The sequence below is a fragment of the Opitutaceae bacterium TAV5 genome, from assembly GCA_000242935.3.
GTDB lineage: Bacteria > Verrucomicrobiota > Verrucomicrobiia > Opitutales > Opitutaceae > Geminisphaera.
In genome coordinates this window covers 7,100,369-7,114,541 of sequence record CP007053.1, presented here as the reverse complement: position 1 = coordinate 7,114,541, position 14,173 = coordinate 7,100,369, and the positions used below count along the sequence as shown (strand labels likewise).

Here is a 14,173-nt window from a genome sequence, read left to right as displayed (position 1 = left end):
CTTGTATTGCGCCGCCCGGCGGGTTGGCTAGCCTGTTTCTCAATTATGACGCCCAACACCTCACGCATCGTCATCACCGGAGTCGGCCTCGCGGCCCCCAACGGCAACAATCTGGCCGAGTTCCGGCACAATCTCCTCAACGGCGTGGCCGGCGTGGAGCCGCTCGAGGTGCGCTACATGGGCAAACTCATCGCGGGCATCTGCCACTTCGATCCGCTGCGTTACCAGAAAAAGAAGGAACTGCGCGTCGGCACCCGCGCCGGCTCGATCTCGATCTACTGCGCCCGCGAGGCGCTCGCCGACAGCGGCATCGCCTGGGAAAATGTTCCGAAGGACCGCGCCGGCATCTACATCGGCATCACCGAGCACGGCAACGTGGAGACGGAAAACGAGATCTACGCGATTTCCAAATTCGGCTACGACACCAAATTCTGGTCGCACTACCACAACCCGCGCACCGTCGCCAACAACCCGGCGGGCGAAGTCTCGCTCAACCTCGGCATCACCGGCCCCGCCTACACGATCGGCGCGGCCTGCGCGGCCGGCAACATGGGCCTGATTCATGCGGCCCAGATGCTGCGTCTCGGCGAGGTGGATGTCGCGCTCTGCGGCGGCGTCAGCGAAAGCGTTGGCACCTTCGGCATTTTTGCCGCCTTCAAGTCCCAGGGCGCGCTCGCCCATCACGAGGACCCGAAAAAAGCCTCGCGCCCCTTCGACAAGGCGCGCAACGGCATCGTCATTTCCGAGGGCGGCTGCATCTACACGCTCGAACGCCTCGAGGACGCGCAGGCGCGCGGCGCGAAAATCTATGGCGAGATTTCCGGCTACTGCGTCAACAGCGACGCCTCCGACTACGTGCTGCCCAACCCCGCCCGCCAGTCCGAATGCGTGAGCCGCGCCATCGAACGCGGCGGCCTCAGGCCGCAGGATATCCACATCGTCAACACGCATGCCACCGCCACGCCGCAGGGCGACATCCAGGAGTGCCAGGGGCTCGGACAGGTGTTCACGGATTGTCCGGAGACGTTCATCAACAACACGAAGAGTTTTATCGGCCACTGCATGGGCGCGGCCGGCGCGCTCGAACTGGCGGGCAACCTGCCGTCGTTCGACGACCTCACCGTTCACCCCACGATCAACGTGGATGACCTCGATCCGCAATGTGCGTTGCCCAACCTCGTCATCGGCCAGCCGCGCAAGGTGGCGAAGGTCGATACGATTCTGAATAATTCATTCGGGATGCTGGGGATAAATTCCACGTTGATTGTGAAGCGATTTGTCGCCTGATTCTGACCCCTTAACTGAATTCCAATGACCCAAGACGAATGCAAAAAGATAGTCCTCGAAATCATCGCGGACATCGCTCCTGACGAGGACATCTCCAACCTCAAGCCCGACGTGCGTCTGCGCGACCAGCTCCAGCTCGATTCGATGGATTTTCTCGATATCGTGATGGAGCTTCGCAAGCGCCACAACATCGAGGTGCCGGAGGCCGACTACATGCAACTCGCCAGCCTCGACAGTTGCGCGAACTACCTGACGCCGAAGTTCACGGCGCTGGGCAAATAACCGCAACCGCGCTCCGGCGACACCAGGTTTCCGAAAGCCGGGAGGCCCTTCTGCCTTCCGGCTTTTCTGTTCCATGACCATCGCACCACACTACGACGTCGCCATCATCGGCGCCGGGATGTCGGGCCTCGCGGCCGGCATCCGGCTGGCGCACTTCGGCAAACGCGTGTGCATCTTCGAACGGCACAACGTCGTCGGCGGGCTCAACAGTTTTTACAGCATCGCCGGCCGCAAGTACGACGTGGGCCTGCACGCCATGACCAACTACGTGCCGCCCGGCGTCCGCGGCACGCCGCTCGGCAAGCTCCTGCGCCAGCTCCGCATCGATCGCGACGAGTTCGCGCTCTGCCCGCAAAAACGCTCGCGCATCGCTTTCGCGCCCGGCGGGCCGGACGGCGGCCAGGTCTCGCTCGCGTTCACCAACGACTTTGCCGTCTTCGAGAGCGAGGTCGCCCGCGCCTTCCCGGCGCAGATCGACGGCTTCCGCCGGCTCGTCGGCGTCGTGAAAACATACGACGACGTCTCGCTCGGCGCTCAGCCCGAATCGGCCCGCGCCGTCGTGCGCCGCCACGTCACCGACCCGTTGCTGGAGGACATGCTGTTTTGCCCGGTCATGTACTACGGCAGCGCGCAGGAGCGCGACATGGAGTTCGGCCAGTTCGTGATCATGTTCAAGGCGCTCTTCCTCGAAGGGTTTGCCCGGCCGTTCGACGGCGTGCGCGTGATCCTGCGCGTGTTGCTGGAAAAATACCGCGCCGCCGGCGGCGAACGCCGGATGAAGTGCGGCGTCCGCCGGATTGTCTCCCGCGCCGGCCGCGCCGCCGCGCTCGTCCTCGACAACGGCGAGGAAGTCACCGCCACGCACATCATCAGCACGATCGGTGCGCCCGAGACGGAGGCGCTCGTCGCCGGGGGGAGCCCCGGTCCCGAATCTGAAATTTCAAATCCGGAATCCCGAATGGCCGACGCCGTGGCGAAGCCCTCGCATCCGCCCGGCCGCCTCAGCTACTGCGAGACCATCACCGTGCTCGACCGCCAGCCGGCCGCGCTCGGCTGGGGCGATGACACCATCGTGTTTTTCAACGACGGCAACCGCTTCGCTTACGAACGCCCGGCGGACCTCGTGGACACGCGCAGCGGCGTCATCTGTTTTCCCAACAACTTCGAGTTCGGCGCCGATCCCGCCACCGGCGCGCCGCGGCAACTCGCCGACGGCTGGCTGCGCTGCACCTGCCTTGCCAACCACGACCGCTGGGCCGCGCTTGCCGCCGCCGATCCCGCCGGCCGCCAGGGAACCGCCTACCGCGAGGCGAAGCGCGTGTGGTTCGCCGCCATGCAGGCGAGCGCCCTGCGCTTCCTCCCGCCGCCGCGACTGACGGCTCGGGCGGCAGCAGGCTCCGCCGCCAACGCCGCCGCACACGACGACGCCGGCGTGTTGGCCGCAGCCACCGTCGCCACCGACATGTTCACGCCGCTGACGATCGTGCGCTACACCGGCCACGCGCAGGGTGCGATCTACGGTTCGCCGCGAAAACTCCGCGACGGCCGCACCGCCCTGGGAAATGTTTACCTGGCCGGCACCGACCAGGGGTTTCTCGGCATCGTCGGCGCGATGCTCAGCGGCATCTCCATGGCGAACTTCCACGTGTTACAGGCGCGGGCGTAGCGGGAAAAGAGCTTGCCTGCGCCGGCCACCTTTCCGGAGTTGGCCGCATGCAAGTCGATTTCCTGTCCAATTTCTCCTCCTTCTGGCACACAATTCTGGCGGTCTGGCCGGTGTTGATCCTGATCGTGGCGCTTGCGCTGGCGGCCAATTTCGTACTGCAGCATCTCTCCAGCCTCGTCGCCGCGCGCACATCGTCGATCTTCCTGCAACCCCTGAGGCGCGGCGGACAGGTGAGCGTCGTGGTCGTGACGGTGGTCGTCATCATGGGAGTCCTTGGCGTCAATCTTGGCGATATCTGGACCCTCCTCGCCACAATGCTGGCGATGATCGCCATCGGATTCGTGGCGGTGTGGAGCGTGCTCAGCAACGTCTCCTGCACGATGGTCATCCTCATGTCGCGGACCTTCGAGGTCGGCGACGAGATCGAGTTCACCGATCCGGCCGGCGTGCGCGGCAAGGTGGTCAACCTCAACTTTGTCTACACGACGTTGCAGGACCAGGACGGGCGACTGATCCAGGTGCCCAACAACATGTTTTTCCAGAAAATCATCAAACGCCGCCTTGATGGGCAGGGCGCCCTGTCGCTGGCCGAGCAACTGGAGCGCAAACCCGACGCTCCGGTGAAAAAGCAGGAGGGATGAATTGCAGTTGCGACCGGGCTTTCAACCCGGATGCTTGGCCCTCATGACAGGCAATGCTGCTGAGCACGAGGCCGCCGGCATGGTCGCGGAAATGCCGGGACTGGACGGAGCGTTTTCGTTTTCCGAAAACCTGCTCCAGAAGATCTGGTTGCGCGGTGATTTCGACCGCGCGTCCCTGCAAACCGCCGACGGGCACCCGCTCCGCATCGTCCATCCGGGGCGGTGGAACCGGCTGGCGGGTCCGGATTTTCGCGAAGCGCGCCTGCTGCTCGACGGCCAGCCCCTGACGGGCGATGTGGAGTTGCACCTGTACACCGCCGACTGGCAAGCGCACGCCCACGCGCACGATCCGGCCTACGCGGATGTGGTGTTGCATGTGGTGCTGTTTCCGCCCGCCGCGCACGAGACCTTCACAGCGGGCGCGCAGGGACGGCGCCTGCCGGTGCTCGCGCTGTTGTCGTACCTCCATCAGGATCTGGAAGCCTACGCCGCGGAGGAGGCGATCGAGGCGCTTGCCGGCCGCCCTGTCACCGAGCTGCGCGCGCTCCTGGCAACGCTCCCGCGCGAGGCGCTGTCCGACGGCGTCGCGCTGCACGCCGAAAAACGCTGGCGGCAGAAAGTCCGTTTCGCCGGGCAGCGCATCACCCGTCTCGGTTGGGAGGCCGCCTGTCACCACGCCGCGCTCGAAGTGCTCGGTTACCGGATGAACCGCTCGCCGATGCTGGCCGTGGCTGCGGCCTTCCCGCTGGCAGCCTGGCGGGCGGCACCGGATCGCACCGCTGCCGCTGCCCGGGACGCGGAGCGCGAGCGCTGGCAACAGCGCGGTGTGCGTCCGGCCAACCGCCCGCGCGTGAGGCTGGCGCAATACGCCCGCTGGATCGCCGCCGCGCCCGACTGGCCGTCGCGTTTGCGGGAGGCGTGGCCGCGCCTGCAAGCGGCTGCGGCGAGCGCCGCGGAGCAGGGCAGGGGAGACGACTGGCGGGTGGCGGCGGCACGCCGGCAGGCGAAGCTGCGTCCGTTACGCGAGGAACTGGCCCGGCTGACCGGCGCGGAGGCGCCCGGCGGCGGCACGCGGCTCGACACCTTTTTCTGTGACGCCGCCTTTCCGCTGCTCGCCGCGCAGGCGGAGGCGGACGGCCCTGGAGCGGGCTCGGCGCAGGACCTCTGGCCGCTCTGGCGTATCTGGCTGCCGGGCGACCAGCCCGACGAACTGATGGCCTGCCTTCGTGAAACCGGCCTGTCGGGCGGACGCGACAACCCGGCCTGCCACGGCGTCTTCCAGGGCCTGCTCGGCTGGCTGCTGGCGCGCAGCCCGGTATTCCGGACCGGGACGAAGTGACGGAACGGCGGACCAAACTTGCTACTTGTCACGTCCCGCCGGTCTTTGAAACTCCGGCGTTCATATGGTCATAAAACCCAAGGTTCGTGGATTCGTCTGTATCACCGCCCACCCCGCCGGCTGCGCCGCCCATGTGCAGGAGCAGATCGCGTACGTAAAAAGCCGGCCGCCGCTGAAAAACGGTCCGAAAAAGGTCCTCGTGATCGGCGCCTCCACCGGCTACGGACTCGCCTCGCGCATCGGCGCCGCCTTCGGCTCCGGCGCGGCCACCATTGGCGTGTTTTTCGAGCGTCCCTCCGATGTCGACAAGACCGGCACGCCCGGCTGGTACAACACCGCCGCCTTCACCGCCGCCGCGAAGGCCGCCGGCCTCTACGCGCGCAACTTCAACGGTGACGCCTTTTCCGACGCGCTCAAGGCCGACGTGCTCGCCGCCATCAAGGCCGACCTCGGCCAGGTGGACCTCATCGTCTATTCGCTCGCCTCACCCCGCCGCACGCATCCGAAGACCGGCGTCACCCACAAATCCGTGCTCAAGCCCGTCGGCCAGCCCTACACCAACAAGACCGTCGACACCGACAAGGGCATCGTCAGCTCCGTGACCATCGAGCCGGCCAGCGAAGCCGAGATCGCCGACACCACCGCCGTCATGGGCGGCGAGGACTGGGAAATGTGGATCAACGCCCTCGACGAGGCCGGCCTCATCGCGCCCGGCGCCACCTCCGTCGCGTACTCCTACATCGGGCCCGAAGTCACCTGGCCGATCTACAGGAACGGCACCATCGGTCTCGCGAAAAACGACCTCGAGCGCGCCGCGAAAGCCATCGACGCCACACTCAAGACGCACGGCTACGGCCGCGCCTTCATTTCGGTCAACAAGGCGCTCGTCACGCAGGCCAGCTCGGCGATCCCCGTCGTGCCGCTCTACATTTCGATCCTCTACAAGATCATGAAAGCGAAGGGCACGCACGAAGGCTGCATCGAGCAGATCCAGCGCCTCTTCGAAAAACAGATGTACGGCGGCACGGGCCTGGAATTCGACGACGCCGGCCGCGTGCGCATCGACGACCTGGAGATGCAACCCGACGTGCAGGACGAGGTGCAAAAAATCTGGCCCGAAGTGGCGACGGAAAACCTCGACGCGCTGACCGACATCGCCGGTTACCGCGCCGAGTTCCTGAAACTCTTCGGCTTCGGGCTGCCGGGCATCGATTACGACGCCGACACCGATCCGCACGTGCCGCTCTCCGTCGGGTGAACGGCCGGAGAAAGGCGAACCGGTGAGAGCGGTGGTGCAGCGCGTGTCGTCCGCGTCCGTCACGATCGGCGGACGCGTCACGGGCCGGATCGGCCGCGGCCTGCTCGTGCTCCTCGGCGTGGCCCGCGACGACACCGAAGCCGACGGCGAATGGCTCGCGCAAAAACTGGCGCGGCTGCGCATTTTTCCCGACAACCCTGACAACCCCGATAATCCCGACGGCCCCGGGCCGATGAATCGCAGCGTGGCGGAGCCGGCTGTCGACGGGAGCGGCGACGGCGGCGTGCTGGTGGTGAGCCAGTTCACGCTGTTCGCGAGCACGAGGAAGGGCACGCGACCGTCGTTCGACGCGGCGGCGAGGCCGGACCTGGCGCGTCCGCTTTACGAAAAATTTCTCGCGCAGATGGAGGCCGCGCTCGGCGGTCGCCGTGTGGAGCGGGGCGAATTCGGCGCCGACATGCAGGTGGCGCTGGTCAACGACGGGCCGGTCACGCTGGTGATCGACACGAAAGCCCGGGAGTAGACGGGTGTAATCGGGCCGGATTGGCAGAGAAGTGGCACGGGCATCCTTGCCCGTGGACGGCGCGAAGGGCCGCCTTCCGGAACACGGGCTGGAAGCCCGTGCCACTTCATGGGCAAGGATGCCCATGCCACCCTCACTTCCGGTTACACCGCTCCGGATCCCCCCGGCCTCCCGGCCAGTTGACTTCGCCCCGGGTTACACCCGAAGCTGGCGCATGCGGAAAATGATCTTCGTCACGGTGCTGGTTGGTCGCCTGTTGCCGGCCTTGCTCGCCGGGACGGCGTGCGCGCAGGCCGTGACGGTGTTGCCGCTGTCCTGGCCCACGAAGCTGGCGGCGGCTCCGGTCGATGCCGAGCTGGAGGACCGCGTCCGGCAATGGCTCCCGGCGGTGCGGCTGGCGGTAAGGACGTTGCCGGAATCGGCGGTGATCGGGCTTGCCCTCGGGCAGGCGGAATTGCTCGGCCTGCCGAAGGAGCAGGCGGCGCAACTGGGCCGCCTGGTCTCCCGGCGTTACGAACGGATCGCGCAGGCGCCCGGTTTCAACACGGCGCCGGGTGCGCTCGACTACTGCCTTTCGGAGACCCGGCCGGCGTCGGGCTTCGCCACGCTGGTGGTCCCGGCGGGAGCGAACGCGCGATCGCGGACGGTTGTATTCCTTCACGGATACGGGGGCAGTTTTTTGTGGTATGCGCATTTCCTCCACGAGGTGTATCCGGACGCGATCCTCCTGCTGCCGGCCTACGGGCTGAGCGGGGCGACCGTGCCGGCGGCCTATGTCTCCGAAGCGAGACGGGCGGCGGAGCAACGGCTGGGGTTTCCGCTGGCGCGTCCGCAACTGGCGGGGTTGTCCGCAGGGGGATTCGGCGCGTGCCGCCTGTTTGCCGCGCGACCGGAGGAGTACGCTTCGCTGACCGTGCTCGCGGCGTATCCGCCGGAGGATACGCTGCGGCTGCTGGCGGCGGGCCGGCAGATCCGGTTTCTGGCCGGGGCGGCCGAAGGGTTTGTCGTGGAAGGCGTGTGGCAGCAGTCGCTCGATTTTCTGCATCGGCGAGGCGTGCGTTTTGACGCCGCGACGATTCCGGGTGCCGATCACTTTTTCCTGCTCACGCATGAGCAGATCAGCCGCACCTGGCTGCAACGGCAGGGGGAGTGAAGGTAGCATGGGCATCCTTGCCCATGAAGTGGCACGGGCTTCCAGCCCGTGTTCTGCGGGCGTCCCGCCCGCATCCACTCTTACCCTTTCTCGTTCTCTCACTCTTTCTCCGGATCGTACTCATTCTCGTACTCCTTCTCTTTCTCGTACTCGTGCTGCGGCGCGCCGTGCGAGTGGCCGGAGCAGGAGAACGATCAGGAGAAAGAGAAGGAGAACGAACCCGGACCGGAGAAAGAGAACGGGAAAGAGTACGAGAACGATTCCGGCTGCTGGCGAAGCCAGCCTTGGAGTGCGGCAGTCCTCTGCCGCTTTGGAGCGAGCGGAAAGCGGCAGAGGACTGCCGCACTCCAGGGCGGCTTCGCCGCAGAAAGGCGGAATGCAGGGGGGCCCGGTCCGTATTCACTCCACTCCGGGCACCACGCCTTCGGCGGCCATTTCGTGCAGCACGGTGGTGAGGTAGGGGATGAGTTGCTTCTTGCGGCTGACGATGCCGGGCATGTCGAAAATCTCTCCGTGTTCCACCGCCGGATAACTGATGCGGCGGATGAAATCGGCGTCGCCTTTCACGATCAGCAGGGAATTCTGCGTGTTGATGTCGGTGATGAGCAGGCCCGCGAAAGCGAGTTTTTCGGACGTGCACATTTCCTCCAGCGCCTCGGCGAGTTTTTTCGAGTTCTTCCAGAAGTTGCCGAAACCGAGCTCCTCGACCTGCGAGACGGCGAAGCGGACGCCGTCCTCGTCGTAAACCTTGAAATCGGAGCGGATGACCTTGTCGGGCGGGCTGGCGAGAATGACCGAGCCGGAACTGAAAATCTCGTCGGCCAGCGCGCGCGAATCCACGCCCGCGATTTGCGAGAGCCAGGCGAGGACGACCGAATCCTTTTCCGTGGAGGTGGGGCTGTTGAGGTGGAGCGTGTCGGCGATGATGCCGCTCATGAGGATGCCCGCGATTTGCGGCGTGGGCCGGAGCTCGTCGCGCCGGAAGAGGTCGCCCACGATGGTGCAGGTGGAGCCGACGGGCTCGTTGAGGAAGAGGATGGGCTGCTGCGTGGAGAGGGAGCCGAGCCGGTGGTGGTCGATGATCTCGGTGATGGTGACCTGGTCGGCGCCGGTGACGGCCTGCGTGAGTTCGTTGTGATCGACGAGCACGAGGCGCGTGCGCGCGGGTTTGAGCATGTCGGTCTTGGTGAGGATGCCGCGGAGTTTGCCGTCGTCGCAGAGGACGACGTGCGCGGCGGCGGAGGAGGCGGCGAGTTTTTTTCGCACGTCGGCCAGGCGCGTGTCGGCGCTGAGCGAGGAAAACTGCCGGTCGATGAGGTCGTGGATGCGCGTGGCGGTGCGGATGATCCAGGCGGTGGTGGCCGAGTCGTAGGCGCTGACGATCAGCGACACGCCTTTTTGCTGGGCGGCATGGATGATTTCTTCCTCGACGGGGAGATCGCCGGTGAGGACGAGGAGGCGCACGCCGACCTGGATGGAGCGTTGCTGGATATCCCAGCGGTCGCCGACGATGATGATGGCCTGCTCGGCGGGGATGCCGTCGTCCTGGGCGACTTTCCAGAAGGAGCGCACGTCCATGGCGCCGATGCGCACGTAGAGCTCCTCGATGACGTCGGGGCGCGCGGTGTGGAGGACGCGGGCCTTGAGGGCGTGGACGATGCAGTCGATGCTGGTGTGGACCTTCCGGAGTTCGCGCACGGCGCGGATGCGGGGCACGAAGAAGCCGCCGAGCTGGAAAATGGAGAGGGTGCCGAGGACGCGCCGGTCATCGGCGACGACGGGGAGGATGCGCACGTCGTGCTCGTCGATCAGTTCGAGGGCTTCGGCGCAGGTGGCGGATTCGTTGATGGTGACGACATCGGACACCATGATGTCGCGGACGCGCGGGGTGACGTCGCTGACGAGGAGGGGCAGCGGGTGCTGGAAGCGGTGAAGGATGGTGTCGATGCGGGCGTTGGAGTTGCCGGCGCGGGCGGCAATGTGGCCGCCGATGCCGCGGGCTTCCTTGTAGGCGGCGTAGCCGATGGCGGAGCAGACGGAGTCGGCGTCGGGGTTTTTGTGTCCGATAACGTAGGTGGGAGTGGTGGACGAGGTCGGTGCGGCGGACATGCTGGAGGGGCCGTTGGTCAGGTGTGTGGTGTTGGTGTGGCAGTGTGGATGCGCGGAATGTGACAAGGTCGCGACCGGGCGCAAGCAGAGCAAGCGGGAGATCGTTATGAACGCGGCTCAGCCGGCGAGGGTGGCGGCGGTTGCCGGCTGGCGGCGCGGGTTTTCGGCGGCGAGGTGTTCGATGTCGGCGAGGACGGCTTCGACGGGGCGAAGGGCGCCGGGGGGCATGAAGCTGTTGATGCGGGTGATGACTTGCTGGATGAGGCCGTCGGGGCAGGAGGCGCCGCCGGTGACGAGCACGCGCAGGGGGTGTCCGGGCGAGGGATGCGGCGGAGCGCCGGCGGGAAGGAGGGGGCGGATTTCGGTGCCTCCGGCGGGGTTGGCCCCCTGGTGCGTCGCAAAGACGGTGTGCTCCACTTCGGCGAGGGAGCGGATGTCGCGTTCGCTCTGGATGAAGAAGGCGCGGGGGCCGAGTTGCTGTTCGCAGAGGCGGTAGAGTTGCCAGGTGTTGGAGGAGTTTTTGCCGCCGATGACGATGGCGGCGTCGAGCGGCTTTTGTAAGGCGCGGCCGAGGGCGTCCTGGTTGACCTGGGTGGCGTAGCAGAGGGTGTCGGTGCGGCCGCCGCGGCCGACGCGCGGGAGGGCGCCGGGGATGTCGGGCCCGAAGGTGGCGGCGTAGAGGTCGCGCAGCCAGGCGATGATCTCGCGGGTTTCGTTGACGAGGAGCGTGGTCTGGTTGACGACGGCAACGCGGTCGAGGTGGCGGGCGACATCGAAGTCCTCGGTGTGTTTGCCGGCGAACTTTTCGTAGAAGGTGGCGCGGAAGGCGGGGTCGCGGCTGGCGATGATCTCGCCGAGGAGGCGCGTCTCGGCGAGATCGCGCACGATGACGGCGGGAGCGTGGCGGCGGGTGTTGGCGAAGGTGGCCTTGGTCTCCTCGTGCTCGTGTTTGCCGTGGATGATGATCGTGTATCCGTCGCGCCCGTACGAGCGGGCGGCTTTCCAGACTTTTTCGACGAGCATGCAGGTGGCGTCGGATTCGCCGAGGGCGATGCCCTTGCGGATGAGGCGGCGCTTGTCGTCGTCGGTCGCACCGAAGGCGGGGATGATGACGATGTCGTCGGGCGTGAGCGTATCCCACAGCAGCGGGGCGGCGGGGGCGGCGGAGTCGGAGGCGGAAGGGCGAGAGAGAGGGGGGGAGGGGGGGGGGCTGCGGAGGCTTTGCGGCCGTCGGTGGTGAAGGGGGTGCCCTTGTCGGTTTGCAGGTAGCGGAGGCCGCGGCGGAGGAGGTCTTCGTTGACGAACGGATTGTGGATCAGTTCGGAGAGCATGAACACGCGCCGGCCGGGGTTGGCGGCGAGGGTTTCGTAGGCGCGTTCGATGGCATTTTTCACGCCGAGGCAGAAGCCGAAGTGGCTGGGCACCAGGTAGCTCACGGCGCCGAAATCGAGCGGCACGGGGTCGGCGGCGGTGCGTTCGAGGCGGCGGGCGAGCGCCTTGAGGGCGGAGCAAAGTTGCGACTGGTAGAGGGCGGACGAGATGCCGTCCTGCGCGTAGATGGCGGTGTTGCGCTCTTTTTCGGGGCGGAACTTGTAGATGAAATCGCTCTCGCCGAGGTGAAGGTAGGGGATGGCGATCAGGTGCGGTTCGAGCGCCGGGAGGAGAGCGGCGAGAAGGGGCGAGAGCGCCGCGGGCCCGGCCTCCAGTTGCTCGATGGAGCGGAAGAGGAGCGGGGAGGGCAGCGGGGAGGGCAGAGGGGAGGGGGCGAGGGAAGGGGAGAGTGGGGGAGCGATTTGCGCGAAGGAGACGCGGAGTGTGCGGCGGTTATCGGCGGGATCGGGCAGGGTGAAGAATTCGGCGGGTTGCGTGCGCAGCGGGAGGTCGGCCGCGGGCGCGGGCGAGAGGCGCCGGGCCGGGTCGGCGGGATCGGGCCGGACGGCGAGGCGGTTGTTGGTATCGAAACAGAGCGTGATGGAGTCGGACATCGGATGTCGGAGGAAAGAAGCCCACGAAACACACAAAAAGACACGAAAAGAAAATCGTCCCGCGGCAGGGTGACGCGGTCTTTTGCGTGTCCCGGGTGTGTTTCGCGGACTGTTTCCGGAAAAATTCAGGCCTTGCCGCCGAAGCTGGTGTAGTCGTCGAGATCGAGCCGGTCGAAGGTGGTGCGAATGTCATCGCGGCCCGGGGCGAGGGTGCGGATGGCGTCGGCAAATTGCCCGTGTCGATCGGCGTCGCCGGGGGCGAGGTTTTCGAGCCAGGCGGACCAGGCGAGGATTTCGTGCGGCGCGCGGGCGGGACGGGTATTGGCGGTGACCCAGGCGAGCATTTCGGTGTCGTTGCGACCGGTTTTGACGGCTTCGAGAAACGCGTCGGGATCGATGCCGGTGAAGGCGAAGAGGCGTTTGTCGAGCGGGCACGGGTAGATGTACTCGCCCTGTTTGCCGGCGGCGAAGGCACGCGACTTGTCGAGCAGGCGCGGCAGGTGAACGAAGCCGCCGAGGCGGAGGCGCGGGCTGCGGGGCGGGTGAACGGTGAGATCGGGGGCGGACCAGGAGATCATTCGTCACCTCCGGCCTCTTCGTCGGTGGTGCCGCCGTCGCTGCTCCCGGTGTCGAAGGCGTAGCGGGAATCAAAAAAACCTTCGTCCTCGAGAATGGCCATGACGCCATCGGTGACTTTTTTGCGGTCGCCGGCGGCGAGCTGGTTGTAGTCGACCGTGATGAGTTCGGCGATGCCGGCGCGTGCCTGATCGCGACTGGTGGAGCCTTCCAGAAAATCGTCCGCCTGGCTGGCGATTTCGTCGATGATGGTAGTGAGGTTCATGATGACGCGGATATTCACCGGAAAAGACGCAAGCGGCAAGCCGGGGATGGCATTGCAGATGGTAATGGGAAGAACAGGGGAACGCTGGCGCGGGCGAGGGGAGGGCGAGTGTGATCAGGCCAGGCCGGGCTGGCGGCGGGTGTTGCCGGGGGATTCCGGGGAATTTTTGCTTGCTATGGTTCCGGCGGGCTACGTAGTCACATCCCCTCATTTCCCGCCAGAGTAGCTCAGTGGTAGAGCAGGGGACTCATAAGCCCTTGGTCGGCAGTTCAATCCTGCCCTCTGGCACCACTTGATACAGAGAGAGTTAGGAGATTTTTCTGATGTCAAAAAACACTGAAATTGAAAATCCCCTGTCAATCCCCTGCCAATTTTTTAGGTCGACTCAATGCACTTCTCTAATGGAAGAGGGTATTGTTTCGAGGCAAAGGTGGCAGTGACGAATTCGCGTGGTGTGCAGTGAAACGTCGAGAATGCCGATGTGGTTGAAGCCGTGGCGCGTGACATCATCGGCAGGACAGTGCGGCGGTACCCATGTTGACGAGGATTCGAAAAAGGCGGCGATTGCGCTGCTGCCGGATGTGACGGCGGAAGGCGGAGTAGGGCGATGGCTGGATGGAAAAACAGGGCGGTATATGGCGCTCGTGTGCCTCACTTCCGGGTTGACTGCACAGAATTTTGAATATCTGCCTATAGTTTGAATAAAAATATGCAAATAAGATGATGTTTGGGAAATAGTTATGATTAAATAGCCATATTAGTGGACATATTGCTTGACAAACAGCCCAATTTCTCCGCTTTTGCCCGTCCAATTTTCAGAATTTTTGTTCTTTGAGTCTAAATTTAGATCGTTTAAGATGATTTTCGAATCCTTCATTCATCAGGCATTTTTCCAACGATTGATCCTGTCGAAGAGGGAGGCCGTATCAATTTTCCGCAGCCTTTCGGCTTGCGGAATTTTAACAGCGTTTGTGATCCTGCGGTTATACCAAGGAATTGGTATAATTGTGACACCAAGATCACGGGCGCTGATGCAAGCGAATCGTCATTCATTGATGACGTTAACCTCACAGGAGAATGCATAAACCG

At 65.2% G+C, this 14,173-nt stretch carries 12 protein-coding genes, 1 tRNA gene and 1 pseudogene; 10 read left to right on the top strand and 4 right to left on the bottom strand.

Annotation, left to right across the window (positions count from 1 at the left end; all coding sequences use genetic code 11):
* The first annotated feature begins 45 nt into the window (after nt 1-45).
* From OPIT5_30055 to OPIT5_30020, 8 genes are all read left to right on the top strand, one after another.
* Nucleotides 46-1,287: a beta-ketoacyl synthase gene (locus tag OPIT5_30055; GenBank protein AHF93779.1), complete on the top strand. Its 1,242-nt coding sequence runs from the start codon at nt 46-48 to the stop codon at nt 1,285-1,287.
* Nucleotides 1,288-1,311: 24 nt separating this feature from the next.
* Nucleotides 1,312-1,569 (top strand): acyl carrier protein, encoded by a 258-nt coding sequence (locus tag OPIT5_30050; protein ID AHF93778.1) that lies wholly within the window; start codon nt 1,312-1,314, stop codon nt 1,567-1,569.
* A gap of 73 nt (nt 1,570-1,642) precedes the next feature.
* Entirely contained in the window at nt 1,643-3,235 is a 1,593-nt protein-coding gene (locus OPIT5_30045; GenBank protein AHF93777.1) for a phytoene dehydrogenase, read from the top strand.
* A gap of 47 nt (nt 3,236-3,282) precedes the next feature.
* Nucleotides 3,283-3,876 (top strand): mechanosensitive ion channel MscS, encoded by a 594-nt coding sequence (locus OPIT5_30040; protein AHF93776.1) that lies wholly within the window; start codon nt 3,283-3,285, stop codon nt 3,874-3,876.
* A gap of 43 nt (nt 3,877-3,919) precedes the next feature.
* Nucleotides 3,920-5,215, top strand: a complete 1,296-nt coding sequence (locus OPIT5_30035; protein AHF93775.1) for a hypothetical protein — start codon at nt 3,920-3,922, stop codon at nt 5,213-5,215.
* 64 nt (nt 5,216-5,279) lie between these two features.
* Nucleotides 5,280-6,473, top strand: a complete 1,194-nt coding sequence (locus tag OPIT5_30030) for a trans-2-enoyl-CoA reductase (protein AHF93774.1) — start codon at nt 5,280-5,282, stop codon at nt 6,471-6,473.
* Nucleotides 6,474-6,495: 22 nt separating this feature from the next.
* Nucleotides 6,496-6,996, top strand: a complete 501-nt coding sequence (locus OPIT5_30025; protein AHF93773.1) for a D-tyrosyl-tRNA(Tyr) deacylase — start codon at nt 6,496-6,498, stop codon at nt 6,994-6,996.
* Between the two features lie 223 nt (nt 6,997-7,219).
* Nucleotides 7,220-8,149: a hypothetical protein gene (locus tag OPIT5_30020; GenBank protein ID AHF93772.1), complete on the top strand. Its 930-nt coding sequence runs from the start codon at nt 7,220-7,222 to the stop codon at nt 8,147-8,149.
* A 399-nt stretch (nt 8,150-8,548) separates the two neighbouring features.
* Here OPIT5_30020 and OPIT5_30015 read toward each other — a convergent pair whose 3' ends face one another.
* The 4 genes and pseudogenes from OPIT5_30015 to OPIT5_30000 form a co-directional block, all read right to left on the bottom strand.
* Complete coding sequence (locus tag OPIT5_30015; protein ID AHF93771.1) at nt 8,549-10,258, bottom strand: pyrophosphatase; 1,710 nt, start codon at nt 10,256-10,258, stop codon at nt 8,549-8,551.
* Between the two features lie 117 nt (nt 10,259-10,375).
* Nucleotides 10,376-12,243: pseudogene (locus OPIT5_30010) on the bottom strand (4-hydroxy-3-methylbut-2-enyl diphosphate reductase).
* A 125-nt stretch (nt 12,244-12,368) separates the two neighbouring features.
* Nucleotides 12,369-12,821 carry a hypothetical protein gene (locus OPIT5_30005; protein ID AHF93770.1) on the bottom strand — a complete coding sequence of 151 codons (453 nt, stop codon included), beginning with the start codon at nt 12,819-12,821 and terminating at the stop codon, nt 12,369-12,371.
* Nucleotides 12,818-13,084, bottom strand: a complete 267-nt coding sequence (locus OPIT5_30000) for a hypothetical protein (protein ID AHF94932.1) — start codon at nt 13,082-13,084, stop codon at nt 12,818-12,820. The genes OPIT5_30005 and OPIT5_30000 overlap by 4 nt, the downstream gene beginning before the upstream one ends.
* On the opposite strand from OPIT5_30000, the gene OPIT5_29995 reads away from it, so the two are divergent.
* Nucleotides 13,083-13,310: a hypothetical protein gene (locus tag OPIT5_29995; GenBank protein AHF94931.1), complete on the top strand. Its 228-nt coding sequence runs from the start codon at nt 13,083-13,085 to the stop codon at nt 13,308-13,310. The two genes, OPIT5_30000 and OPIT5_29995, sit on opposite strands and share 2 nt — an antisense overlap.
* Nucleotides 13,301-13,375: transfer RNA gene (locus tag OPIT5_29990), tRNA-Met, on the top strand. The genes OPIT5_29995 and OPIT5_29990 overlap by 10 nt, the downstream gene beginning before the upstream one ends.
* Nucleotides 13,376-14,173: the final 798 nt, after the last annotated feature.

Bases quoted from the DNA above. Each gene is read 5' to 3' on its own strand.
- OPIT5_29995 (AHF94931.1), top strand. From the start codon at position 13,083: ATGATGACGCGGATATTCACCGGAAAAGACGCAAGCGGCAAGCCGGGG.
- OPIT5_30005 (AHF93770.1), bottom strand. From the start codon at position 12,821: ATGATCTCCTGGTCCGCCCCCGATCTCACCGTTCACCCGCCCCGCAGC.
- OPIT5_30050 (AHF93778.1), top strand. From the start codon at position 1,312: ATGACCCAAGACGAATGCAAAAAGATAGTCCTCGAAATCATCGCGGAC.
- OPIT5_30030 (AHF93774.1), top strand. From the start codon at position 5,280: ATGGTCATAAAACCCAAGGTTCGTGGATTCGTCTGTATCACCGCCCAC.
- OPIT5_30015 (AHF93771.1), bottom strand. From the start codon at position 10,258: ATGTCCGCCGCACCGACCTCGTCCACCACTCCCACCTACGTTATCGGA.
- OPIT5_30035 (AHF93775.1), top strand. From the start codon at position 3,920: ATGACAGGCAATGCTGCTGAGCACGAGGCCGCCGGCATGGTCGCGGAA.
- OPIT5_30040 (AHF93776.1), top strand. From the start codon at position 3,283: ATGCAAGTCGATTTCCTGTCCAATTTCTCCTCCTTCTGGCACACAATT.
- OPIT5_30020 (AHF93772.1), top strand. From the start codon at position 7,220: ATGATCTTCGTCACGGTGCTGGTTGGTCGCCTGTTGCCGGCCTTGCTC.
- OPIT5_30055 (AHF93779.1), top strand. From the start codon at position 46: ATGACGCCCAACACCTCACGCATCGTCATCACCGGAGTCGGCCTCGCG.
- OPIT5_30000 (AHF94932.1), bottom strand. From the start codon at position 13,084: ATGAACCTCACTACCATCATCGACGAAATCGCCAGCCAGGCGGACGAT.
- OPIT5_30045 (AHF93777.1), top strand. From the start codon at position 1,643: ATGACCATCGCACCACACTACGACGTCGCCATCATCGGCGCCGGGATG.